Origin of the sequence: Parageobacillus caldoxylosilyticus (assembly GCF_019272935.1) — a bacterium.
Classification (GTDB): Bacteria; Bacillota; Bacilli; order Bacillales; family Anoxybacillaceae; genus Saccharococcus; species Saccharococcus caldoxylosilyticus.
Genome location: NZ_CP040553.1, coordinates 3668749 through 3693091, shown reverse-complemented (window position 1 = coordinate 3693091; position 24343 = coordinate 3668749). Strand labels below are relative to the sequence as shown.

Genomic DNA, 24343 nt, shown 5'->3' with positions numbered 1-24343 from the left:
ATCAGGGCGGATTTCCTACTCTTTTTTCGTTACCTCATTCAGCTCGGAAATAAGATAACGCTCCAATTGTTTTCTTAAATACTCAGGAATTGGTTCGCTTTTTTGCGTTTGAAAGTTAAAGTAGACAGTCGTCGCTTCGCCAAGCGCGATTAACGTTCCCGTTTTCTCGTCCAAAATGCGATGGACGAACTGGAAACTTTTATTGCCGATTCTCGCCACATTCGTTTCAATTTTTAAACGCTGACCGAAAAACGCCTGGTTGACAAAATCACATTTTGCCGAGGCGAGAATAAAACACCAGTCTTTTATATTGCTTCCATACCCTAATTCTTCAAACATGCGAATGCGCGCTTCCTCCAAATAAATAAAATAGCTGGTGTTGCTGACGTGGCCGAGCGCATCTGTTTCACAAAAGCGAATGTTTACCGTTATCGTATGAGTCGCCATAAACCTCTCCCTCTCTGTTTACTAACTAGTCAGTATGTTGTTTTTATCATAGCTGGATTTTTTTATTTCGGCAACTGTTTTATATTTTGTTGATTATTTAGCACATAGTTTTGTTTATGATTAAAATAATGGAAAAAGCGGCATCTAACGCAAAAAGCGCGATGCCGTTGCCTTCGAGCCGCTATCCTATCAAGAATGGCACCAGTAGATATGCAAGAACCGATAAAACTCCGCACAATAAGGAAATGCGCAATTTATATTTGGCATAGCCCATTAAATCCATCTCCATAATCGACGCTGTGGTGATCGTCGTATCCCCTAGCGGAGATGCGAAAGCGCCAAACGTTCCACTTGCAAACACCGCTCCAATCGTCATCGCCAGCGGTGCTTCTGTCGCTTTGGCGAGCGTGATTCCAAGCGGCATAAAAATCCCCCATGTCCCCCACGAGGAGCCAATAAAATAAGAGACAAACGATCCGATCACGAATACGGCGGCGGGCACAATTTCTTTTGGCAGCCATGTCCCAAACCTAGAGGAAACGTAAGCGGAAAAACCTAACTCATCAGCGACCAATGATACGGCCCAAACGAGAAGAAGCATCCCAATCGGCGCCATTAATTGATTGCCTCCGGCAAAAAAATGATAAATCAGCTCATGCAGCGGTTGTTTGCGTACAAGATAAAAAGCTGCAGAAATCATGATTGTTACAAACAGGGCAATGAGCATCACCAACATCGCATCGGCTAGCGAAAATGCGTCGACAAACGTTCTTGCACCTTTTCTTTTCCCATCATACCAAAAGAAAAAGAATGTCAGCACGAGCACAAGAAAAAGCGGAAAAAATAAATGAAGCGGTTCTCCTGCCACCAGTGCCATCTCTTTGCGCAGCCCCAACCCGTGAAGCTCGTTTGTCTTGTCTTTTTCTTTTTTTCCTTCCTTCTTTCCAATCTTCACGTTCATAAACGTGGTAAACAGCCCGACTCCTAACGCAATAATGGCAAAAAAGTTGTATGGCAGGCTTTGCAAAAATAATTGATAGGCTGATGCATCGATTTTGTTTTGCTTCAGCGCCCCTGCCACAACCGACGTCATAAAGCCGACAAATGCGGTCGCTGCCGGAAGAAGGACGATAATCGGCTCGGTTGACACGTCGATAATATAAGCCATTCTCCTTCTGTCGATCCGGAACTTTCCAAGCACCGATTTCATCACTGGACCAAGCAGCATAATGCGAAACATCGGCATGAAGAAAGTAAAGGGGACGGTGAGCCAAATAAATAACAGCAGTCTCCGCTTCGAATGAAGTTTTTCCGCAATCCACTCCACAAAGCCTTTTATTCCGCCGGTAATCTGCATCATCCCAATTAAGGAACCAAACAAATACAAAAACACCACCACTTTAATATGCTCGATATCGCTGATCGTTTCGAGCATTGCCAATACAGCGTGTTCCACCGCCGCAAGCACGCTTTTTTTCAAACAAATCGCTCCGACGATCAAACCGATGACAAGACCCGGCAAAATTTCTTTCAGCCAAATCGCCAGCGGAATGATGATGAGAAACGGCAATAACGACAGCCATGTTCCTTCCATTCCATTCACCCTTTCATCGTTAAAAGGATGGCCATAATTACGGAAATTTATGATCGTTAGAGTTGATTATTTAGAACATAGTTTTTTAAATTAAATAAAAATAAAAAAGAAACAGGCATTTGCCTTCAATAAGACAAATGCCCATTTACTTGCGCCGCGCAAAATCAACAAAGCGGAATTTATCAAGCCGGTGCCGCGACTCCGTATATTGAAACAGTGTCGCGTCATTTAAATAAACGTAGTTTTTGACCACGACAATATAGTCATATCCGCAGATATCTAAATATTTTCGGTCTTCTTCATTCACACGGTCGACAAATATTTCTTTTTTCGCAAAGCTGATGTGTAATTTCAGCTTTTTCTCTAAATATTCGTAAATGGAATCTTCGCATATTTTTTTTGTCAGTGTCGGTACATATTTTTTCAGAAAAAAGTCTTTGTCTAAAATGATGCGTTCTCCTTCGATTTCACGCGAACGGATGACTTTCCATATTTCGTCTCTGCCTGCCGCTTGCAGCTGTTGCTTTAAGTACGAATTGGGTTTGATTATTTCCAGCTCATGGACAATCGTTCGCACCGGCTGTTTCATGTTTTGCGCCAGTTCTTTAAAACTAACGAGCCCAGAGATAGGAAAATTATACTTTCCGACATCTAAAACAATCGAGCCTTTTCCTTTCATTTTTTGAATATAGCCATGCTCAGAAAGCAGATTAAGCGCTTTGCGAATCGTCTCCCGTGACGTGTGATAGCAACCGGCTAGCTCATGTTCGGACGGCAGTTTATCATACGGCTTCCAATGACCTTGGCGGATCTTTTCGACAAGGTCGTGATAAATCGCTAAATATTTATTTTCATGCATCTCGCTCACCGACATGTATTGTATCACGATTTACTTAAGTAATAAACTATCGATTCATACGGACGAAGTTGGATCGTGCGAAACTCGCTTGGCGAGTCGGCGTAGTTCGACAACAATATTTCTCCCGCGTAGCCGTCGATCTCTACGTCATCCGGCAGGACAAACGTCGTCTCTTTGCCGTAAAAATTGTTGACAACAAGCAGCTTTTCCTTCTCGCCGTTGCGCAAATAGGCAAAAATTTGCGGATGGTCGGCAAGCAATAGCTGATAGTCTCCGGTCGTAATAATGTCATATTGTTTGCGCAGCTGAATCAAGCGCTGATAATGGTAGAAAATCGACGTCGGATCCTCGAGCGCTTTTTTGACGTTAATTTGTTTATAGTTGTCTGCGACGCGAATCCAAGGGGTTCCGGTCGTAAACCCGGCGTGCTCGCTGTCATCCCATTGCATTGGCGTCCGTGAATTGTCGCGCGATTTTCGTTTTAAAATTTCCAGCACTTCTTGTTCGCTTTTGCCTTGTCCTTGCAAAATGCGGTACATATTGAGCGACTCCACATCGCGGTAATCGTCAATGCGCTCAAATTTCGGATCGGTCATGCCGATTTCTTCGCCTTGGTAAATATACGGAGTGCCTTGCATCAGATGAATGACGGTAGCGAGCATTTTCGCCGACTCTTTATGATACTTTCCGTCATCGCCATAGCGCGACACAATGCGCGGTTGGTCGTGGTTGCACCAAAAGAGCGCATTCCAGCCCCCGCCTTTATGCATTTGGACTTGCCATTCCGATAAAATCCGTTTCAAGGCAAGAAAATCGAAATCGGCGACCGCCCATTTTTCCCCGTTCGGATAATCTACTTTTAAATGATGGAAATTAAACGTCATGTTTAGCTCATGGCGATTTGGATTCGTATATTTAATGCAATGGTCAATCGTCGTTGACGACATTTCCCCGACCGTCATGATATCGTATTTCGAAAATACTTCGCGGTTCATTTCTTGCAGAAACTCGTGAATGCGCGGCCCGTCCGTGTAAAATTTGCGGCCGTCCCCCGGCGGCACCGAACCATCATCATCAGGAAAACGCTGGTCCTTCGAAAGCAAATTAATGACATCCAATCGGAACCCATCGACGCCTTTTTGAAACCAAAAATGCATCATATCGTAAATGCGGCGGCGGAGTTCTTCGTTTTCCCAATTTAAATCGGCTTGCGTCACGTCAAACAAATGCAAATAATACTGCCCGGTTTGTTCATCATATTCCCATGCCGAGCCGCCAAACTTTGATTGCCAGTTTGTCGGCGCGCTTCCATCCGGCTTCGGATCGCGCCAAATGTAAAAGTTTCGGTATGGACTTTGTTTTGACGAACGCGCCTGCTTAAACCATTCATGTTCCGTCGACGTATGGTTGACGACCATATCCATGATCAGCTTCATGCCGCGTTTGTGCACTTCTTCTAGCAGGCGGTCAAAGTCTTCCATCGTCCCATATTCATGATGAATTTGAAAATAGTCGCTAATATCATAACCGTTGTCGCGCTGTGGTGACTTGTAGATCGGCGTCAGCCAAATGACATCGACGCCAAGAAGCTTTAAATAATCGAGTTTCTCGATGATTCCTGGCAAATCGCCGATTCCGTCACCGTTTGTATCGTTGAAGCTTTTCGGATAGATTTGATACACAACCGCTTTTTTCCACCATGGTTGCTGTTCCATGCTGTCATCACCTCATTTAATTTATTGGATAAAAACGATACCATTGGTGGGGATGCACCAATGGTATGTTCGATTGATTATTTAAAACATAGTTTCAATAGTATAGATTGACTGTCATTAACGGTCCGCTTTGCGAACTTTGCCAAGTACAAAGGTTAGAATAAACGGAACAATGATTGCGATCGCCATGCCGATAAAGAACGGCACCCATTTTTGCGGCACGATCGATAAAAATCCTGGCAAGCCTCCAACCCCAATCGATGGCGCGATGACTTTATTTAACGTAATAAACATTCCGGCAATCGCCGCCCCCGTCATCGCTGAGATGAATGGGTAGCGGAAGCGCAAGTTCACGCCGAACATCGCTGGCTCGGTAATGCCAAGATATGCGGATACCGCCGATGTAAAGGAAAGACCTCTTAATTTTTCATCTTTGGCAACAAACATCATCGCCAATGCCGCTGAGCCTTGGGCGATGTTGGACATGACGAGGATCGGCCAGAGGAACGTGCCGCCTGTGTTGGCAATCAACTGCAAGTCAACCGGCAAGAATGTATGGTGCATTCCCGTCACGACAAGCGGCGCATATAACGCTCCGTATAAAAAGCCTCCGATCGCTGGAACATTGTCAAAAATAGTCACAAATGCGTGCGTAATCGCATTACCGATCGCAAACGTAATCGGTCCAATCGCGATAAACGCTAAAAACCCTGTAATTAGCAGCGCGAGCGGAGCAACCAGCAGCAACTGGAACGCATCTGGGATGCGCTTGCGCAAAAACAGCTCGAGTTTTGCTAGCACGTACGATGCAACCAGCACTGGCAACACTTGGCCTTGATAGCCGACTTTTTGCACTTCCAAGCCAAACAAATTCCAAATCGGAATTTCTCCTTTTTCTTTCGCTGCTCCCCATCCCCATGCGTTTAACAAATCTGGATGGACCAGCATTAAACCAAGAACAATTCCTAGCAGCGGACTGCCGCCGAATTTCGTCACGGCCGACCAGCCGATTAAGCCTGGCAGGAACACAAACGCCGTATTGGCAATTAAGTTGATCATGCCCGCAAGATCGGCCCATTCTTTATGCACTTCCACAAACGACTTGCCTTCATAGAAAATGCCCGGGCCTGTTAATATGTTGTTAATCCCCATGAGCAAACCGGCCGTCACGATCGCCGGCAAAATCGGAATAAAAATGTCGGCCAATGTTTTAATGGCGCGCTGCAGCGGATTTAAATTTGCTTCGGCGGCGTCTTTAATTTCTTGCTTGGTCGCCCTGCCGATTCCCGTTACTTCGACCATTTCGTCATATACTTTATCCACCAGCCCTTGACCGATTACAACTTGAAATTGGCCGTTCGCGGAAAATGATCCTTTCACAATATCGATGCTTTCTAATGCTTCTTTATCTACTTTTCCTTCATCTTTCAACGCGAATCGCAGCCGCGTCACACAATGGGTAGCGGCGATAATATTTTCTTTCCCGCCAACCGCTTTGACAATTTTTTCAACGGATTGTTGATATGCCCCCATAAGAAAGCCTCCTCTTCCTCTCATGTAGCCTCGAAACCAACTAAACCGCTTTCAGCAACCGTTTTCAAAAAACCTGTATATACAAGTCATGTTTATTTTAACCTGTATATACAGGTTCGTCAACAATTTTTTCTCAACATGTATGTTCGTTTTTCGACATGCATGTTAGTTTTTCTCTAAATTCCACTTCTTTTGTTATGTTTTGTCAACCGGCAGGAAAATAACTTTACTAGTTGGAAAATAAATAGAGAAAAAATCGTGAGGAAAGGATGGACAAACACAGATGAAGACATATACGCTTCGCGAGGCGGCAAAGAAATTGGGGGTAGCGCCACACATACTGAAACAGTGGGAAAAAGAGTTTGCCGAGTGCGTGACCATCCCCCGTACCCAGCAAGGGGCTCGCATTTATACAGAAGAGCTGCTAACGCAGTTTTGCCATATTAAAGAATGGCTGGCGAATGGGCGCCATAAACGAGACATTATCCGTCATTTCAAACAGCAGCCACAGCAAATGGAACTGGATCTGCCCGTCATGGAAGGGGAAATTATTGACGCTCCCCGTTCTTCACGTCACGATGCCCAATACATAGCGGAGCAGTTGGCAATGCGAATGAAAGAAGAAATTGTCGGAGCGCTGAAAAAAGAAACGACGGAAGTTTTGCAGCAGGCAATGAACGAAGTGAAATCCTATATGAATGAGATTCAAGAACAGTCTGCTGCTACCAAGCAAACCGTTTGCGATTCATTAGCGCAATATGCAAAAACGTTGCAACAGGAAACCGAAGAAATCCATGAACATCTCGAAAATGTCGCTACGTTTTTACAGGAAGAAAAAACAAAACAGGAGCAAGAGCGAAAACGCCTCGAAGAACAAATTATCGAGCGGGAAAAAGCATTTCGCGAACTCGTCCTTTCTTTCCGCCAAGCGGCGGCTGGCGCCAGCGCGAAACGTTCAAATAAATGGTGGAAATTTTGGTAAAAAACAACTCGGCAGGAAGCCGAGTTGTTTTTATTTTCGTTTGCGATAAAGCGCGGCGTGCCGCTTGATTTCGCGAATAAGCATTTCTTCTTCAGCGGACACGAGCAAGCGCATCCCATAATAATGCGTCCGCCCGAACGGTTTCTCTCAAACGATCTTGCCGAAAAAACGAAGAGGTGCATTGTTGATCGAAAAAGCGATCTCCACCGTCGTCTTACCATGCTCATAAGGGATGCGCTGCAAGATTTCTAGCTTCATTCCGTGCGGGCTAAGATTATGAATATAAGCCGATGTATTCTTCCTCCTTCTGCTGCCCGCCAATTCCCGCCACGCGCAACAAACATGCGAGCGGCTGGCCAAACTGATAACGAAATGGCTCTTGACGCTTAAATCTCATTCCATTTCCTCTTTTCCTAGCTTGGACGGCGCCTTCCACATATCAACAACATTTCCGGCTTCATCGCTGTCGATGATAAAGGAGCCGTTGCTGTAGCGGTCGGAACTGCGCAGCGATGCAGCCGAAAGCGTCTCGACCGTCCCCGTTTCCGTGCGAATGAATAGTGTCTCATCCTCATCCGCCGTTAACACGGAAGCAACGATCCGATGCGGGTTTGTCTTTAACTCACGGAGCATAACGACGCCGCGTTTGGCACGCGATGTTTTTTCAAATTCGCTAAGCGGCATTTTTTTCACGGCCCCGCGCTGGGTGGCGATGACTAAATACCGCTCCTTTTCGCCCGCGACTGGATGCGCGGAAACGACGTAATCTCCTTCTTTTAAATTAATTCCTTTCACGCCGGCGGCGCGCACACCGACGGTGCTGATTTCCGCTTCGTCAAACCATAATCCGTATCCTTGATTCGTCACAAGCAATAAACTTTGCTTACCATCGGTGCTATATACGTGTATCACTTCATCATCTTCTTTAAGATTCATCGCCACGAACGGCCGCGTATGGCGCTGCACTTTATATTGCGCAAGCTCAGTTCGTTTTACCATGCCTTGTTTCGTGACAAACACAAGGCTTAACGCTTCAGTAAATTGTTTGACCGGCACTGCGGCGATAATGTCATCGTCGCGTTCGAGCGGAATGAGATTGGCAATATGCTGGCCGACGTCCTTCCAGCGGATATCCGGCAGCTCATAAACCGGACAATACAGATAATTGCCGCGGCGGGTAAACAATAACAATACGTCGGTTGTGTTCATTTGCAACTGCGCGAGCAGCCGGTCCGATTCTTTCATGCCGAAATCTTGACCATTCGACGCGCTGTACGAACGATAGCTCGTTCGTTTCACATATCCTTCTTTTGTGACGGTGACAATTACGTCTTCTGCTGGAATCATGACTTCCAAGTTGATTTTAATTTCTTCAATTTCTTCTTCAATTTTCGTTCTCCGCTCATCGGCATATTGCTTTTTCATCGCTTTTAACTCTTTTTTAATGACGGAAAGCAGCTTTTTTTCCTCGCTTAAAACCGCAGTCAGTTCCTGAATCGTCTTTTCTAGTTCTTCCGCTTCCTGCTTTAGCGCGGTAATATCAGTGTTTGTTAAGCGGTATAGCTGCAGCGATACAATCGCTTCGGCCTGCGCTTCGGTAAACTCATACTTGGCGATTAAATTGTCTTTGGCGTCGCGCTTATCGCGGGAAGCGCGGATCGTTGCGATTACTTCATCTAAAATGGATAAAGCTTTCATCAGGCCTGCGACGATGTGCTGGCGCTCGTGCGCTTTTTTCAGCTCATATTGCGAGCGGTTCGTCACCACTTCCTTGCGGTGCTCAATATAGGCATCAAGCAGTTCCGGAAGGCTTAGCAGCTTCGGCCGGCGCTGATGAATCGCCACCATATTAAAGTTGTACGGCACTTGCAAATCGGTGTTTTTGTATAAATAGTTTAATATGCCTTCCGCATCGGCGTCTTTTTTCAACTCAATCACGATGCGCAGCCCGGTGCGGTCCGTTTCGTCGCGGACGTCGGCAATGCCGTCGAGCTTTTTGTCAAAGCGAAGTTCATCGATTTTTTTAACGAGGTTCGCTTTATTGACTTCATACGGAAGCTCTGTAATGATTATTTGCTTTTTCCCGCCTTTTCCTTGTTCAATCGCTGCTTTGCCGCGAATGATGATTTTCCCTTTTCCCGTTTCATACGCTTTTTTAATGCCATCTTTTCCTTGAATAATGCCGCCGGTTGGAAAGTCTGGACCGTGAAGCACGGTCATCAGCTCATCGACCGTGCAAGCGGGCTTGTCAATTCGCATCAATACGGCGTCAATGACTTCCCCTAAAGGATGCGGCGGGATTTCGGTCGCATATCCGGCAGAGATGCCGGTCGATCCGTTCACTAATAAATTCGGAAACATCGCCGGCAGCACAACCGGCTCTTTCGTCGTATCATCAAAGTTTGGTACAAATTCGACCGTCTGCTTGTCAATATCGCGAAGCAATTCGGCGGCAATCGACGACAGGCGCGCTTCCGTGTAGCGCATCGCCGCCGGCGGGTCGCCGTCAATGCTGCCGTTATTGCCGTGCATTTCAATCAAGACGTTGCGCAACTTCCAGTCCTGGCTCATCCGCACCATCGCTTCATAGACGGACGAGTCGCCGTGCGGATGAAAATTTCCGATCACATTACCAACCGTTTTCGCCGCTTTGCGAAACGGCTTATCCGCCGTGTTTCCATCGATATACATCGCATATAAAATGCGGCGCTGCACCGGTTTTAACCCATCACGGACATCGGGAAGCGCCCGTTCTTGAATAATGTATTTGCTGTAACGGCCGAAGCGGTCGCCAAGCACGTCCTCCAGCGGTAAGTCTAGCAGCCTTTCTGCCATCAGTAATCCCCTCCTGCGACAAATACGTGCTCATGATCTAAAATATTTGGATCATCTTCTAATCCGAATGCAACGTTCGCTTCAATCCACTTGCGACGCGGCTCAACTTTATCGCCCATCAGCGTGGTGACGCGGCGCTCCGCTCGGGCCGCATCTTCAATGCGCACGCGAATGAGGGTGCGCGTCTCCGGGTTCATCGTCGTTTCCCACAATTGGTCGGCGTTCATTTCGCCAAGCCCTTTATAGCGCTGCACCGTATAGCCTTTGCCAAGTTTCTTCGTAATTTCTTTTAGCTGCGCATCGGTCCATGCGTACTTAACAATTTCTTTTTTGCCGCTGCCTTTGCTTACTTTATAGAGCGGCGGAAGAGCGATATATACTTTTCCTGCTTCAATGAGCGGCCGCATATAGCGGTAGAAAAACGTCAGCAGCAGCACCTGAATATGGGCGCCGTCCGTGTCCGCGTCCGTCATGATGATGATTTTGTCATAGTTAATGTCCTCAAGCGAAAAGTCCGGTCCGACGCCCCCGCCGATCGCGTGGATAATCGTGCTGATTTCTTCATTTTTTAAAATATCGGCGAGCTTCGCTTTTTCCGTGTTAATCACTTTTCCGCGCAGCGGCAATACGGCCTGAAAGCGGCGGTCGCGCCCTTGTTTCGCCGAGCCGCCCGCAGAATCCCCTTCCACTAAATACAATTCGTTTTTTTTCGGATTGCGCGATTGCGCCGGCGTTAATTTTCCGCTTAACACCGTTTCTTTCCCTTTTCGCTTTTTCCCGCTTCGCGCTTCCTCGCGCGCTTTGCGGGCCGCCTCGCGCGCCTGGTATGCCCGGATCGCCTTTTTAATCAGCATCGTGCTAATGTCTGGGTTTTCCTGCAAAAAGTACGTTAAATGCTCGGATACGATCGCATCGACGGCGGAGCGGGCTTCGTTCGTCCCCAGTTTTCCTTTTGTCTGCCCTTCAAACTGTAATAGGTGCTCCGGAATTCTCACCGAAACGATCGCCGACAGCCCTTCACGGATGTCGGTGCCTTCGAGGTTTTTGTCTTTTTCTTTTAACAGCCCCGTCTTGCGCGCATATTCATTAAAGACGCGCGTCATCGCCGTCTTGGCGCCCGCTTCATGCGTGCCGCCGTCTTTGGTGCGCACATTGTTGACAAACGACAATACGTTTTCCGAATAGCCGTCGTTAAACTGAAAGGCAAATTCGACTTCAATCCCATTTTGTTCCCCGGCAAAATAGACAACCGGATGAAGCACATCTTTATCTTCGTTTAAATAGGCGACAAACGCTTCAATCCCATTTTCATAATGGAATACATCGCGCATCCCGGTCCGTTCATCCACGAGCTCGATTTTCAGCCCTTTTAGCAAAAACGCCGATTCACGCAGACGCTCGCTTAACGTCTCATAGTTAAACGTCGTCGTGCTGAAAATCGTTGGATCAGGCTTAAATTGAATGATCGTCCCCGTTTTGTTCGTCGTTCCGATTTTTTCAAGCGTCGTCACCGGCTTTCCGCCATTCTCAAAACGTTGCTGATAAATAAAACCATCGCGATGAATCGTCACCACAAGCCATTCCGACAACGCGTTAACGACCGATGCGCCGACCCCGTGCAAGCCGCCGCTCGTTTTATAGCCGCCTTGGCCAAACTTTCCGCCGGCATGTAAAACCGTTAAAATCACTTCCGGCGTCGGTTTGCCAAGCTTATGCATTCCCGTCGGCATGCCGCGCCCTTCATCAAGGACGGTAATGCTATTATCTTTATGTATTTTTACGAGAATATAATTTCCGTATCCCGCTAACGCTTCATCAACAGAATTGTCGACAATTTCATAAACCAGATGATGCAGTCCGCGGCTATCGGTGCTGCCGATATACATTCCCGGCCGTTTTCGAACTGCCTCGAGTCCTTCTAACACTTGAATCGCATCATCGTTGTATTCATATACGGATTGTTTTGCCACATGCATACCCCTTTCAACCAAAAACAAGAACATCTGTTTCTATCTGTTTCTGTTTTATTGTAACATAAAATTCGCCAGCGTCTACGCTTATTTTACCGTTTCCGACAAAATTCCCTCTAAAAATGGAAATGACCATCTAAAAAGATGGTCGTTTCCATTCCACTCAATGTTGTTTCGTTAACGCGTGTTCCACTTTAATGCAGCGATCCATCACAACCGTATACCCTTTTTCTTTTAAAAATTCATAGGCTTCCTCATTGACGACACCAAGCTGCGCCCAAAAGACGTCGGCGTCAATTTGGACAAATTCGCGGGCGATTTCCGGCAAATGTTCGGAACGACGGAAAACGTTGACGATATCAACATGTCCTTCAATATCAGTCAACTTTTTAACAGCAGGAATTCCTTCCCACTGTTCAATCATTGGATTGACCGGAATAATTTCATAACCCGCGTCTTTCATTGCTTTCGCCACCATGTACGACTCCCGTTCCGGGTTGTCGGATAATCCGACGACGGCGATGCGTTTTGCCTTCCGTAAAATTTTTCCAATCTCTTCCCTGCTTGGATTGGTAATTGGCATAAGCACTCTCTCCTTCACTTTGTCTTTGCCGTACTATTTCTCCATGAATACGCAGAATCCTGCTAGCAGTTTTGAAAACATTTACAAAAAGCTCATTCAAACAACTGCTTGGCAACAGACTCTACGTCCGTCGTCGGCTGTTGGCAGGAAAAATTTTCGCACACGTACACGGTCGTTTCCTCCCCAAGCGGTTCATATTCTGCTGCAAATGGAGCGATCTTCGCAAAATCATCCGGGAGTTCCGCCGCTAACAGAAAAACGTTTGGCACAAACGCATCCTGCCACTTCTGAATCAATTGCTCCCGTTTTTCGTCGCCTTGTTTTCCAAACAAAACGACTTCGACGGTTGGAGCCTCGAGAAGCAACAACCCTTGCAAGAAAAACGTATGGCCGCTTTCGTATGCTTCCACTTGACGTTGGAAGACTTTATACATCGTTTCTGCTTTTTCTAATACCGTTAAATCACCTGTCAGCCTTGCCAGGCGAATCAGTTGCACCGCGGCGACGCTGTTTCCCGATGGCAGCGCGCCATCGTAAATTTCTTTTTCCTGAACGATGAGCTCCTCCGCGTCGCTTCCGGTCATAAAAAAAGCGCCATGCTCTTCATCCCAAAAAAGGCTGATCATTTGCTCCGTACATGCTTTCGCTTTCTGTAAATACGACAACACCAACGTCGCTTCATACATTTCGATATATGCCCAGACGAGAAACGCGTAGTCATCAATGATTCCTTTATGTTTCACTTCCCCGTCACGATAGCGCACCATCAGCCGCCCGTTTTGAAAAAGGTTCGTTTCGACGAACGACAGCGCGCGCTCCGCCATCTGTAAATAGTCGCGGCGCTTATATACTTTTGCCGCTTTCGCCAGCGCGGCGATCATCAGCGCGTTCCATGCCGTTAATATTTTATCATCCACATGCGGAAAGACGCGCAACGAACGCTCGGCAAACAGCCGTTTTCTTGCTTCTTCGAGCTTTTCGTGCAGCTCTTCTTCCGCCATGCGATATTGTCTTGCGATGCGGTCCATTCTTGTATGAATGAGGTTTGGCAAGTTTTTCCCTTCAAAATTTCCTTCTTCGGTAATATCGTAAACGCGACAATACAGTTCGCCTAGTTCTGTACCAAGCACGTTGATCACTTCATCAGGCGCCCATACGTAATATTTTCCTTCCACCCCTTCGGAATCAGCGTCAATCGCTGAATAAAACGCACCGTCATTAGAAGTCATTTCCCGCTTGACAAATTCAATAATTTGTTCCGCAATCTCCTTATATCGTTCGTTTTTCGTTAATTGATACGCTTCCGTATACGCGATGGCTAAAAGCGCGTTATCATACAACATTTTCTCAAAGTGCGGCACAAGCCACATCGCATCGGTCGAATAGCGGGCAAAGCCGTAGCCGATATGATCGTAAATGCCTCCGTTGGCCATGCCATTTAATGTTTTTTCGACCATCAAAAGCGCGCGTTCATCCCGTTTCCATTGATAATACCGCATTAAAAACATCAGCATATGTGGAATCGGAAATTTCGGCGCGCCGCCAAAGCCGCCGTATACCGTATCAAAGCTGCCGGAAAGCTGACGGTACGCCTTTTCCACCGCTTCGAAAGACAACCGCTCCGCGCCCGCCGTTTGGACCGACTGCCGGAGCGCTTCGGTGATTTGTTCGGCCATCCGCTCGATTTCGTTCGGATTTTCCCGATATTTGTGATAAAGCTTCGTCAGTACGTCGATAAACCCCGGCTGTCCGTAGCGGCTCCGCTTCGGAAAATACGTCCCCGCATAAAACGGCTTCCCTTCCGGCGTCAAAAACACGCTGAGCGGCCAGCCGCCATGCCCGGTCAGCATTTGGCATACACGCATATAAATAGAATCAATATCAGGGCGCTCCTCGCGATCGACTTTAATCGATATGTATTTTTCATTTAAGATCGCCGCGACTTCCTCATCTTCAAAACTTTCGTGCGCCATTACATGACACCAGTGGCAAGTCGAGTAGCCAATTGACAAAAAAATCGGCTTGTTTTCCTTTTTTGCTTTTGCAAACGCCTCCTCCCCCCACGGATACCAATCGACGGGATTATAGGCGTGCTGCAGCAAATACGGTGACTTTTCACGAATGAGTCGGTTTGGTTTTTTGTTTGTCTCCATCTCTCACACCTTCCTTTTTTCCATATTACCGTAAAAAGAAAAAAGACACCAACTTTCTTTAGCTAGTCATTTAATTTCAAAAGTAACAGTGCCCCCTTCTCTATTTGATGAGCAAATCCCATTACAATCATTACCATGTATACGAAAGAGATAAACTTAGCCATAAAAAAACTCCCTCCAAAGTAGAACCCGAAAAACACCCTATCCAAGATTCGGTACCGTCAGGAATTTTATGTATGCAAGATAGATGGAGTATCTCTGAAATGGATTTGGAACGGATAGTAGGGTGGTTTCCCCCGCACAGGAGACTGAATATTCAGTCTCCTGTGCGGAGAAAACTAGTTCCCTATTTATTCTAAATCCATTTCAGAGAAACCCTAACCCCCATTATATTACACAAAATTCTTGACGGTACCTTTCTATTCCAAGCCCCCTGTTCGAGGGCTAGGAATAGCCGATAGACAGGAAAACTGGCTTCCCTTCCCTTTTTGCTTTTTGAAACGCTTCTGGCAACCATTCCAACCAATTGACAGGATTTGTTTCATGCTGCTTCAAATAAGGACTTTTCGACATCACTAACCAATTATATTTTTCGTTATAACGTTCCCGTTCCAGATATTTCTTCATTATGTAACACTTCCTTTTATGAGTATAAAAATAGCTCTGGCCCGGAAATCTCGTCAAAAATTTTTTCCTAAACAGAAATACCAATTCAAAAATGAAATATACTTTGCATCTGATGACAGCTTCGGTATTGTCCTCCCTAAGCAGATCAAAAATCTTTTACGGTTATCGTTCCCTATTTAAATGATAAGTAATGCATCCCTCTGAATCGTCACATTCACCGGAGTTTTAGTGAGAATCTCGCCATCGCTTTGTACAATAACCGGCCATTCAGAGGCCACTTCTACTTGTCTTCCTTTTATCATGGTTACACCAGAATGAAAAACGTGTTTGCCTTTATACGCCTTTGGAAAAGTGCGTAACAGATCCCATTTTGTGATGCTGTGTACGATGCAAATGTCGAAAAGGCCATCATTATAACAAGCATCCGGACATATTTTAATGCCTCCGCCGTAATTCGGGATATTGGCAATGGCAATTAACCATACATTAAAAAAAGCTAGGTTCTTCCCATCAACCTTTAATTGAATGTTGACAGGACGATATTTGAATAAAACATGCAAGAAACTAAGCCCATACGAAAGATCACCTAATCTAATGAAATTCAACCATTTCTTATATTTAGAAGCATTATTTACCTCGGCGACTTTACCGTCAAAACCGATCCCTGTTATAGTGAGACAGTATTCTTCACCAATTCTTCCAATATCAATTTTTCTTTGCTTTCCTGTTAATACACGTTCCAGCGCCTTTTTATAGTCCATTGGTACATCAAGAGCCCTTGCAAAATCATTTCCCGATCCTGCAGGAATAACACCCAAAGGTATATTTGCATTGATTAACCCGTTTGCAACATCATGGACGGTACCATCTCCGCCTATGGCAACAACAGCAAAACATCTTCGAGAAGAAAACCCCCGAGCGATTTCTGCCGCATGTTTTGGCCGTTCGGTAAACCGCACTTGATAATTTACCTGTTTCTCTTGAAGCAACTTCTCAACCTTTTTCCAAACTTTTAGTCCTTTTCCGTTTCCCGAGATTTTATTGACGATAAAATAATACATAAATAGATCTTCCCTTTTTATTAGAGATGGCAATAGTCTTGAAGAATATGCGGAAATCGGTTTATTGTGGTTAAAAAGATCATTCCAAACTAGGACTATTTTCACTAATTTTACCATTTTACCGTCTATTTTTTAATAAAAATTTTCCCTTTGATAAGAAAAATATTCAAACAGCTGCATTGACGTTATCTGGTGAAACAATTACACGAATACGCTTGAGAATCACTTCAAAATACAAATGATTGAAATGGCAGGAATATTCCCCCAGACAAGATTTCAAAGAAACCGTTGTTTCATGAAAAAATCTTGCGAACCAACCGGCTGCTTCCATATTCACAAAGTATTTATCCCGTGATAATTGCCAACTTACGGGTCGCGAAATACACGATTCATTCATAGGCTGGATTCATAAATGTTTGTCCAAGTGGCTATTTTGAAAAAGGGCAGATCATTAAATCTGCCCTTTTCCTTTTCCATACACGAAACCACTGATTTTGATGAAATGAGGGATTTAAGAGGTGTTTCGTGTCACCTTGTGGAGAATTAATAGAAACCAACACAAGAACATCCTACAATGATAAGCAAAATAAATAGGACAACAACTAAGGCAAAAGCGCTCATCTATAACACCTCCTATGGAGTATTGGGGGATGACTATTGTGCTCCTTGATTTTAAGGTATGTTTTTAAAAAAGAGTTAGATTGGACAAATTCCCCAACGGATAAGAAAATTCCGCTTTTATCTAATTCATTGCATTTCTAATAATGATTACATCCATTATTATTTGTCATTCCAATTGCATCCCGCTTAAATTTCCGCTTGTTTAACCAAAATCAATTTGTACAAGCCAAAGTCGTTCGTTCTTCGCGTAACGAAGAAGCTATATGCAATGCATGAAAATGGATGTGGGTGAAATACTGTAAGTAAAGCGCTTCCCTAAAGGAGTGAAGAACGTGGGAAAAGGTGGAAGTATCAAAATTCATCTATTTTTACTATTGGTTGTTACTGCCGTTTTTATTTGGTCAGCGATCAAACCAGCAAGTTACCGGACATGGCTCCTGGAGGTTAGTCCTGCCGTTGTCGGTTTGATCATCGTCATCGCATCATACAATAAATTTCGTTTTACTACTCTCTCTTATGTCATTATTACTATTCTAGCCATTATGATGTTCGTCGGCGGTCACTATATCTATTCCAAAGTCCCGCTTTTTGATTGGATCAAGGACGCTTATGACTTAAAGCGAAATCATTACGACCGATTTGGGCATTTGCTTAAAGGCTTATTTGCGATTGTGCTGAGAGAAATTTTATTGCGAAAAACTCCATTAACGAAAGGTCCTTGGTTAGTTGCCATTGTCCTAAGCATGTCGCTGGCCATCGCTGCTTTGTACGAAATTATCGAATGGTTAGTTTCTAAAATATCTAAGGGAGGAGAAGCAGCTAAAAACTTTTTAGGAATCCAAGGCGATATTTGGGATACTCAATGGGATATGTTGTGCTGCTTGATCGGCTCCATTGTTGCATTGTTTATCTTTTCTAAACTACATAACAGACTGTTAAAAAAAGAAGTAGTAAAAGAATAAAAAAGATGGGGCTCCCCTTATTTTAGCCGTTTCGGTTGAAATAAGGGGAGTCCGTCTAAATGAAATAAAGACCATGTAAAAACAAAGGAGTTCTTCTAATTTTTTATACAAATAAATTTTGTAACGATTCAGTTCATCGCTAGTTCATTTGATAGAAAGTAAAACGAAGAGGGTGTTTTCTCTCCCAGAAAACACCCTGTTTATTTGGGAGGGGGAAATAAGCAAATGCTTTTTCCTTCTATTTGGATGGTGGATATTTGTTCTCAATTCACCGTCCTCACCTTCTGTCCATTCTTGATATTGCTAGCATGGACAGAAACAATGAGGTTTTAACCCCCTTCTTTCGTTGGAGGCTGAATATGAATCACAGCCCATTACCCCACTCCCCCCTGTAAAGCGGACGATCCAGTGCATATAATCGTCGATATCTCTCCTCACTTTTAAGCAGTTGTTGATGGCTGCCATCCATGGTAATTTTCCCGTTTTCAAGGAAAAGGATACGATCCATTTTCTCCACGCCCATCAAATGGTGCGTTACCCAAATGATCGTTTTTCCCTTCAGTGTAGCGAAAATGGTAGCCAATAAGTTTGCTTCTGTGATTGGATCGAGCCCAACTGTAGGTTCATCCATGATGACTATCGGAGTGTTTTGCAATAATATCCGTGCCAGTGCTATTCTTTGCCGTTCACCGCCGGAAAAGCGAGAACCTGTTTCATGCATGTTCGTCTCATACCCTTTAGGCAATTGCATAATCATCTCATGCAATTGAACCATCTTAGCTGCTTCATATACTTCTTCATCTGTTGCTTCCGGGTTGCCGAGGCGGATGTTGTTCATGACGGATGTATTGAATAAATAAGGCTTTTGGTTGAGAACAGCCATTAATTTTGGAACAGCCGAAGCCAACTCATGTGCGTTCATTCCATTTATAAGAACTTCCCCACGAGTCGGTACAAGCGCTCCTTGAATTAATTTCAACAATGTCGATTTTCCGGATCCGCTGCATCCGATGATGGCAATCTTCTCCCCCTGTCCTATTTTTAAACTAAAATCGTCCAGCAGCGGTGTTTCAGAAGTATATCCAAATGACAAATGGTTTATTTCAATCGTTACTTGAGATAAGTTTAGTGAATCTTTCCGTCCATCTGCTTCTATCTGAAGTGGAGGGGACTGTGGTTGAATGGCTTCAAGACGCTTTAATGAATCTTGATAGGATGATGTTTCACTAACCGCCCCTGCAAGCGGCAAAAAAGATCCCACTAAGGACAGGGCTGCAAGACCGCAAGCAGCAATCACCGTGGGCGAGAATTCTCCTCTTAGCGTTTGCTCGTTGGCCCAATAGATGGCTATGATGACAATGGCGCCAAGCACAATCTGATTTAAAACGTCCCGCCAGTTCACAAAGGAATGTTTTTTCGTTTCCAGTTCAAGCAGTTTTTGTTCTTGTGTTTCGTATCGCTGAATATAAGTCGCGTATTTCCCGCTGAATATCCAGTCGCTTATGCCAAAAATCGTATCGGTAAACTGTTGATAAAGTTGGTGTTTTCTCCTTTTCCATTGTTCATTTTTTGTTTTCATATAAATGTAGGAAATAATTGGGCCGACAAAAACCAACAACCCTATGAATACAGCCAGGAGAATGGCGAATGGAATCGAGAAAAGTCCTGCGCAAATAATGATCACTGTGTAAATAGCTAATGAAACGATTGAAGGAAACAGTATTTTTAAATAAAAATCCTGCAAATGTTCAATATCATCGGCGAGGGCACCAAGAATGTCACCCGTGCGCAAGCGGGAACGAAGAAACAATGCTTGCGGCTCAATGATTTTATATAAGCGGGCGCGCATGTCGGAAAGGATTTTCAAAACCAATTGGTGTCCTGCCAGTCTTCCCACATAGCTAAGCACAGCCCGGGCAATTCCGAATGCACGGACACCGACAATCGGCACATAAACCATTAAAATGGATTCAGGTTGTGTCGCCGCTTTCGAAATTAAATAACCCGAAGTAAACATCAATGCTCCGCCAAAGAGAATGGTAAGCGAACCAAGAAGAATCGCCAGCGCAAACAAGCCGCGATATTGACGCAAATATGGGAAGATCCAATTTTCCATTAGATGCCCTCCATTTGTGTTTTAACAAGCTGATAATAAGTAGAATTCTTCCTTATTAACTGTTCGTGCGTTCCGATTTCGACTATTTTGCCTTGATCAAGAACAATGATTTGATCCATATCCAGCATCCAATGCAAGCGATGGGTAGCAAAAAATACGAGCTTGCCATTAAACAATTGCAGCATCGTTTCTTTTAATTCGTATTCTGTTTCAATATCAAGATGGGCAGTTGGCTCATCCAGCATGATGATAGGACGGTTGCTTAAAAATGCCCGCGCGAGGGCGATCCGTTGTTCTTGTCCGCCGCTTAAGCTCCGCCCCCCTTCCCCTATGATTGTCTCGAATCCATTCGGCAACGATTGAATCATTTCGGCAAGGCCCGCTCTCTCTGCGGCCTTCTCAACTTCTTTGACCGTTGCCTCCGGATGATAAAAACGAATATTGTTAAAAACGGTATCATGAAATATATAAGGGTGTTGGGGAATATACGTTATTTGGCTTTGCCAATTCAACTGGGATAAAGTTGTTAATTTCTTACCGTTTATCTGAAATTCACCTGACGAAGGTGTTAAAAATCCGCTTAATATATCAATCAATGTCGATTTTCCTGCACCACTGGCTCCAATAATTCCAATTTTTTTTGAGCCTGAAACAGAAAATTGGATATCTTGCAAAGCTGGACGATCACTGTCAGCAAAATGTACGCTTACCCCTTTCACAGAAAATGTGCTTGTTGATTGCCAAAGGGGAATAGGATCCTGTTTTTGCTGCAACGATTCCTTATCGAGGATTTCCTGAATCCTTTTACCCGCATTTTTGCCGTCAAGCGTCGCATGGTAATCAGCCCCGACCTCCCTAATTGGCAGGAAGTACTCCGGCGCCAAGATCAGAATCGTCAATGCCGCACGCAACTCCATCTTTCCGTTTATTAAATCTATTCCAAGAAAAACGGCGACGGTCGCTATGGAAAGCATTGTAAAAAAATCCAGTGCAAACGAAGATAAAAAGGCGATACGCAAAGTTCCCATTGTAGCCCGACGATATCTTTCGCTGACTAAGATAATTTGGTTGATGTGCTGCCGGCTTAATCCCAAATATTTGAGGGTTTCCAACCCTCTCAACGAATCGACAAAATGGTTGGACAGCATTTGATAGGATTCATATTGGCGATCGGCCTTTCTTTTTGCCGCCAATCCAAGCAATATCATAAAGGCAATAAGTATCGGAACGGCTAGGGCTAAAATGACAGCAGAGCGGATATTTATAAAAAAGATAAAGATGCAGATCATGGCAGGGATCATTGCCGAATTCATCAATTTCGGAAGAATAAGCTCCAAATAGCGGCGGAATTTCATTATTCCCTCCATAACCAAGGTGACGGTCTGTCCGGAGCCTTCTTCTTTTACAAAACGAGGGCCGAGTTGAAACAGCTTTTGCAGCAATGATTCCCGAAACTCTTTACCCGTTTTGGCCGCAAAATGGTAGGCTATATTTTTTTTCCAAACGGTAAGCAGTTGGCGGACAACTAACGCAAGAAAGAAAATGACCAACTTTTTAAAGACATTGGCAAACGAATCTCCCCCGAAAAGGGAGGAGATTGCGTCTGCCAAAAAATAAGCCTGAATAATAATGATAGCACCTTGGATAGCCGTTAATATCGCCAGCCCAGCTAAAACCGGCTTCATCTCTTTGTAAGAGAACAACGCTTTATCCATCAGTATGTTAAATGCTCCTTGTCAGATACTCGTTTGCGGAATACGTAATAGCTATAAATAGTATATCCTAAAACAAACGGTAAAATAGTTGCCGCTACAATTGTCATTATTTTTAGGGAATATGCCCCGCTGGATGCGTTGTAGACCGTTAAATCAAAAGCTTTGTTCAAGGAACTGACCATCACCCTTGGGAACAGTCCAACGAATATCGATGATACCGTTAACATGATTCCAAGCCCTGTCATGGTGAATGCCATTCCTTCGCGTTTATTGGAAATGAAATAGTATGATAATCCAATAGCAAGCACAATCAATACGACAATAATAAGCTCAAGGATAGGGCGCATCTCAAAAATATCTGTCACAAACGAAGAAAGTCCTACAAAGACGACAAGTGATCCAAAAACGGCCAACACCAATTTTTTCGCCAATGCAGCCGACCGTTGTCTGATCTCTCCTTCTGTTTTTAAAGACAGGAACGTCAAACCATGCAATAAGCACAGCAATGTAATCGTGAAGCCGCCCCAAATGGAATAAATATTAATAACATCCGAGAACCCGGCTTCCATATTCATATCTTCACCGATCGGCATCCCCTTAAGCATGCTTGTAAATAGAACACCTAGAAGGAACGGCGGCAGCAAGCTTCCGAAAAAAATCATCCAGTCCCATGTATTCGTCCAACGCGTGTCTTCAACTTTGCGACGAAATTCAAAAGCAACGCCGCGCCCAATGAGGCCTAGCAAGACTACCAGCATCAATAAGTAATAGCCGCTGAACATCGTTGCATACCAGTTCGGGAATGCCGCAAAAATGGCTCCCGCTCCAGTTATTAGCCATACCTCATTCGCGTCCCAGAAAGGACCGATTGTATTCACCATTACGGTCCTCTCCTTTTGGTCACGGGCAAGGAAACGAGTCGACATTCCTACACCAAAATCAAAACCTTCAAGAAAGAAGAACCCAATAAAGAGTACGGAGATTAAGACAAACCAAATTTCACTCAATTCCATCTTAAACACCTGCCTTATTGAATGGATCTATTGATACCGCTGAATTTACATCTTGATGCTCTACCGGTCCTCGTTTAATTTCACGAACCATCAAATAAACCATCACACCTGCAAGAATCGTGAATATCAACGTGTACATCATGATGGAAAATAATATGGTTCCTGAAGAAACATTTGGTGATACAGCGTCAGCTGTCGTCATCAATCCAAATACCGTCCATGGCTGACGGCCCACTTCAGTCATGACCCATCCGAAAGTGTTTGCCAAAAATGGAAATGAAATAGCAGGAACTAGGATTTTCAAGAACCTACTGCTTTGCAGAAGACGTCCCTTTTTCCACAGATAAAGACCAATCATCGATAATAAGATCATCGCCATGCCAAAGCCAACCATTAAACGGAAGCTCCAATACGTCGTTTTGACTGGAGGGATATAATTCGTACCTTCGCCAACGATTCGATCGTATTTTTTCGCATATTCAGCTTGGAGAGTTTTCATTCCTTTTAAACTGCCTTCAAATTTAGAATAAGATAAATAGCTTAATGCATAAGGAATATTTAGTTCAAACTTATTTTTTTGATTTTTTGTATCAATCCAGGCAAATGCTGACCATGGCGCAGGATCGGGCGTATCTTCCCAAATGCCCTCTGCAGCTGCCATCTTCATCGGCTGTGTTTTCACAAGATATTGTGCTTGTGCATGTCCGCTGAAGGCAGTACCCAAACTGCCGACTAAACCAATAATTAAGGCGATATTCATGGACTTCTTGTAAAATTGAATATGTTTCTTTTTTAATAGGTTATAGGCACTAACACCAGCAACGAAGAACGCTCCGGTACATAATGCACCTGTGATGACATGCGGAAACTCCACCCACAATTGTCCATTCGTTATAAGCGCAAGGAAATCAACCATTTCTGCCCTGCCATTTCTAATTTCATAACCAACAGGCACTTGCATGAAGGAGTTTGCTGTTAAAATCCAAAAACCAGAAAGCATAGTTCCAATCGATACAAGCCAAATGCTTGCCAAGTGCACCTTTTTAGGCAACCGATCCCAGCCAAAAATCCAAAGTCCGATAAAAGTAGATTCCATAAAAAAGGCAAGCAATGCCTCAATGGCGAGGGGTGCCCCGAAGACGTCACCGACAAATCTAGAATAATCCGACCAGTTCATCCCAAATTGGAATTCTTGAATAATTCCTGTTACAACCCCTACGGCAAAGTTAATCAGGAACAAATGTCCCCAGAATTTCGCCATTTTTTTATAAATCTCATTTTTCTTCACTACGTATAACGTTTGCATCAAAGCGATAATAAATGCTAGGCCAATGGTAAGCGGCACAAAGAAGAAGTGGTAGATTGTAGTCAAAGCGAATTGTATCCTTGCCAACATTACTGGATCCATGACATTTCCTCCTTTAAGTATTCCCCAGAATTTGACCTGTGTTGACATCATGTTCATATTTTCACAAAGATGACTATATGTTCAAAACTTCACATAACTATGCACCTTAACCCATGGTATTTCCTCTTTTAGGACTTTCATCAGAACAC

The 24343-nt window shown here is 44.4% G+C and carries 20 protein-coding genes; 2 read left to right on the top strand and 18 right to left on the bottom strand.

Going from position 1 to position 24343, the window contains the following annotated elements:
- Positions 1 to 15: 15 nt before the first annotated feature.
- From BV455_RS18740 to treP, 5 genes are all read right to left on the bottom strand, one after another.
- Positions 16 to 447 carry an acyl-CoA thioesterase gene (locus BV455_RS18740; RefSeq protein WP_017434066.1) on the bottom strand — a complete coding sequence of 144 codons (432 nt, stop codon included), beginning with the start codon at positions 445 to 447 and terminating at the stop codon, positions 16 to 18.
- Between the two features lie 181 nt (positions 448 to 628).
- Positions 629 to 2041, bottom strand: a complete 1413-nt coding sequence (locus tag BV455_RS18735) for a Na+/H+ antiporter NhaC family protein (protein ID WP_218687547.1) — start codon at positions 2039 to 2041, stop codon at positions 629 to 631.
- Positions 2042 to 2186: 145 nt separating this feature from the next.
- Positions 2187 to 2900 (bottom strand): trehalose operon repressor, encoded by a 714-nt coding sequence (treR, locus tag BV455_RS18730; RefSeq protein WP_190977449.1) that lies wholly within the window; start codon positions 2898 to 2900, stop codon positions 2187 to 2189.
- 23 nt (positions 2901 to 2923) lie between these two features.
- The gene (gene treC / locus BV455_RS18725; protein ID WP_081161885.1) at positions 2924 to 4615 is read right to left on the bottom strand and encodes an alpha,alpha-phosphotrehalase; all 1692 of its coding nucleotides are present in this window, start codon (positions 4613 to 4615) and stop codon (positions 2924 to 2926) included.
- 117 nt (positions 4616 to 4732) lie between these two features.
- The gene (treP, locus tag BV455_RS18720) at positions 4733 to 6148 is read right to left on the bottom strand and encodes a PTS system trehalose-specific EIIBC component (protein WP_218687546.1); all 1416 of its coding nucleotides are present in this window, start codon (positions 6146 to 6148) and stop codon (positions 4733 to 4735) included.
- A 283-nt stretch (positions 6149 to 6431) separates the two neighbouring features.
- On the opposite strand from treP, the gene BV455_RS18715 reads away from it, so the two are divergent.
- On the top strand, positions 6432 to 7130 hold the full coding sequence (locus BV455_RS18715) for a MerR family transcriptional regulator (RefSeq protein WP_061579178.1): 699 nt from the start codon (positions 6432 to 6434) through the stop codon (positions 7128 to 7130).
- 274 nt (positions 7131 to 7404) lie between these two features.
- Here BV455_RS18715 and BV455_RS20725 read toward each other — a convergent pair whose 3' ends face one another.
- The 9 genes from BV455_RS20725 to BV455_RS18670 all read right to left on the bottom strand — a co-directional run bounded on the left by BV455_RS20725 (position 7405) and on the right by BV455_RS18670 (position 16980).
- Positions 7405 to 7527 (bottom strand): hypothetical protein, encoded by a 123-nt coding sequence (locus BV455_RS20725; protein ID WP_255212263.1) that lies wholly within the window; start codon positions 7525 to 7527, stop codon positions 7405 to 7407.
- Positions 7524 to 9965: a DNA topoisomerase IV subunit A gene (gene parC, locus BV455_RS18705; RefSeq protein ID WP_061579179.1), complete on the bottom strand. Its 2442-nt coding sequence runs from the start codon at positions 9963 to 9965 to the stop codon at positions 7524 to 7526. The genes BV455_RS20725 and parC overlap by 4 nt, the downstream gene beginning before the upstream one ends.
- Positions 9965 to 11935, bottom strand: a complete 1971-nt coding sequence (gene parE, locus BV455_RS18700; protein WP_061579180.1) for a DNA topoisomerase IV subunit B — start codon at positions 11933 to 11935, stop codon at positions 9965 to 9967. The genes parC and parE overlap by 1 nt, the downstream gene beginning before the upstream one ends.
- Before the next feature lie 163 nt (positions 11936 to 12098).
- Positions 12099 to 12518, bottom strand: a complete 420-nt coding sequence (locus tag BV455_RS18695) for a CoA-binding protein (protein WP_042408072.1) — start codon at positions 12516 to 12518, stop codon at positions 12099 to 12101.
- A gap of 92 nt (positions 12519 to 12610) precedes the next feature.
- Positions 12611 to 14671 (bottom strand): thioredoxin domain-containing protein, encoded by a 2061-nt coding sequence (locus BV455_RS18690; RefSeq protein ID WP_218687545.1) that lies wholly within the window; start codon positions 14669 to 14671, stop codon positions 12611 to 12613.
- A gap of 444 nt (positions 14672 to 15115) precedes the next feature.
- Positions 15116 to 15298: a DUF255 domain-containing protein gene (locus BV455_RS18685; RefSeq protein ID WP_042408022.1), complete on the bottom strand. Its 183-nt coding sequence runs from the start codon at positions 15296 to 15298 to the stop codon at positions 15116 to 15118.
- A gap of 176 nt (positions 15299 to 15474) precedes the next feature.
- Positions 15475 to 16359: a diacylglycerol/lipid kinase family protein gene (locus BV455_RS18680; RefSeq protein WP_061579183.1), complete on the bottom strand. Its 885-nt coding sequence runs from the start codon at positions 16357 to 16359 to the stop codon at positions 15475 to 15477.
- Between the two features lie 166 nt (positions 16360 to 16525).
- A complete protein-coding gene (locus tag BV455_RS18675) occupies positions 16526 to 16696 on the bottom strand; it encodes a hypothetical protein (RefSeq protein WP_155835554.1) in 171 nt (56 codons plus the stop codon).
- 206 nt (positions 16697 to 16902) lie between these two features.
- Positions 16903 to 16980 carry a YjcZ family sporulation protein gene (locus BV455_RS18670; RefSeq protein WP_071532920.1) on the bottom strand — a complete coding sequence of 26 codons (78 nt, stop codon included), beginning with the start codon at positions 16978 to 16980 and terminating at the stop codon, positions 16903 to 16905.
- A 332-nt stretch (positions 16981 to 17312) separates the two neighbouring features.
- On the opposite strand from BV455_RS18670, the gene BV455_RS18665 reads away from it, so the two are divergent.
- Entirely contained in the window at positions 17313 to 17942 is a 630-nt protein-coding gene (locus tag BV455_RS18665; RefSeq protein WP_042408014.1) for a DUF2238 domain-containing protein, read from the top strand.
- 364 nt (positions 17943 to 18306) lie between these two features.
- Here BV455_RS18665 and cydC read toward each other — a convergent pair whose 3' ends face one another.
- The 4 genes from cydC to BV455_RS18645 are packed head-to-tail and all read right to left on the bottom strand — an operon-like array spanning position 18307 to position 24194.
- Entirely contained in the window at positions 18307 to 20058 is a 1752-nt protein-coding gene (cydC, locus tag BV455_RS18660) for a thiol reductant ABC exporter subunit CydC (RefSeq protein ID WP_061579184.1), read from the bottom strand.
- Complete coding sequence (gene cydD, locus BV455_RS18655; RefSeq protein WP_218687544.1) at positions 20058 to 21773, bottom strand: thiol reductant ABC exporter subunit CydD; 1716 nt, start codon at positions 21771 to 21773, stop codon at positions 20058 to 20060. The genes cydC and cydD overlap by 1 nt, the downstream gene beginning before the upstream one ends.
- Entirely contained in the window at positions 21773 to 22786 is a 1014-nt protein-coding gene (gene cydB / locus BV455_RS18650) for a cytochrome d ubiquinol oxidase subunit II (RefSeq protein ID WP_042408009.1), read from the bottom strand. The genes cydD and cydB overlap by 1 nt, the downstream gene beginning before the upstream one ends.
- 1 nt (position 22787) lies before the next feature.
- On the bottom strand, positions 22788 to 24194 hold the full coding sequence (locus BV455_RS18645) for a cytochrome ubiquinol oxidase subunit I (RefSeq protein ID WP_042408005.1): 1407 nt from the start codon (positions 24192 to 24194) through the stop codon (positions 22788 to 22790).
- Between the last annotated feature and the right edge of the window lie 149 nt (positions 24195 to 24343).

What these genes read in the sequence shown, in the direction of transcription:
- BV455_RS18740 (WP_017434066.1), bottom strand. Translation starts at nt 447, where the DNA reads ATGGCGACTCATACGATAACGGTAAACATTCGCTTTTGTGAAACAGAT.
- BV455_RS18735 (WP_218687547.1), bottom strand. Translation starts at nt 2,041, where the DNA reads ATGGAAGGAACATGGCTGTCGTTATTGCCGTTTCTCATCATCATTCCG.
- treR (WP_190977449.1), bottom strand. Translation starts at nt 2,900, where the DNA reads ATGCATGAAAATAAATATTTAGCGATTTATCACGACCTTGTCGAAAAG.
- treC (WP_081161885.1), bottom strand. Translation starts at nt 4,615, where the DNA reads ATGGAACAGCAACCATGGTGGAAAAAAGCGGTTGTGTATCAAATCTAT.
- treP (WP_218687546.1), bottom strand. Translation starts at nt 6,148, where the DNA reads ATGGGGGCATATCAACAATCCGTTGAAAAAATTGTCAAAGCGGTTGGC.
- BV455_RS18715 (WP_061579178.1), top strand. Translation starts at nt 6,432, where the DNA reads ATGAAGACATATACGCTTCGCGAGGCGGCAAAGAAATTGGGGGTAGCG.
- BV455_RS20725 (WP_255212263.1), bottom strand. Translation starts at nt 7,527, where the DNA reads ATGAGATTTAAGCGTCAAGAGCCATTTCGTTATCAGTTTGGCCAGCCG.
- parC (WP_061579179.1), bottom strand. Translation starts at nt 9,965, where the DNA reads ATGGCAGAAAGGCTGCTAGACTTACCGCTGGAGGACGTGCTTGGCGAC.
- BV455_RS18695 (WP_042408072.1), bottom strand. Translation starts at nt 12,518, where the DNA reads ATGCCAATTACCAATCCAAGCAGGGAAGAGATTGGAAAAATTTTACGG.
- BV455_RS18690 (WP_218687545.1), bottom strand. Translation starts at nt 14,671, where the DNA reads ATGGAGACAAACAAAAAACCAAACCGACTCATTCGTGAAAAGTCACCG.
- BV455_RS18685 (WP_042408022.1), bottom strand. Translation starts at nt 15,298, where the DNA reads ATGAAGAAATATCTGGAACGGGAACGTTATAACGAAAAATATAATTGG.
- BV455_RS18680 (WP_061579183.1), bottom strand. Translation starts at nt 16,359, where the DNA reads ATGTATTATTTTATCGTCAATAAAATCTCGGGAAACGGAAAAGGACTA.
- BV455_RS18670 (WP_071532920.1), bottom strand. Translation starts at nt 16,980, where the DNA reads ATGAGCGCTTTTGCCTTAGTTGTTGTCCTATTTATTTTGCTTATCATT.
- cydC (WP_061579184.1), bottom strand. Translation starts at nt 20,058, where the DNA reads ATGGAAAATTGGATCTTCCCATATTTGCGTCAATATCGCGGCTTGTTT.
- cydD (WP_218687544.1), bottom strand. Translation starts at nt 21,773, where the DNA reads ATGGATAAAGCGTTGTTCTCTTACAAAGAGATGAAGCCGGTTTTAGCT.
- cydB (WP_042408009.1), bottom strand. Translation starts at nt 22,786, where the DNA reads ATGGAATTGAGTGAAATTTGGTTTGTCTTAATCTCCGTACTCTTTATT.
- BV455_RS18645 (WP_042408005.1), bottom strand. Translation starts at nt 24,194, where the DNA reads ATGGATCCAGTAATGTTGGCAAGGATACAATTCGCTTTGACTACAATC.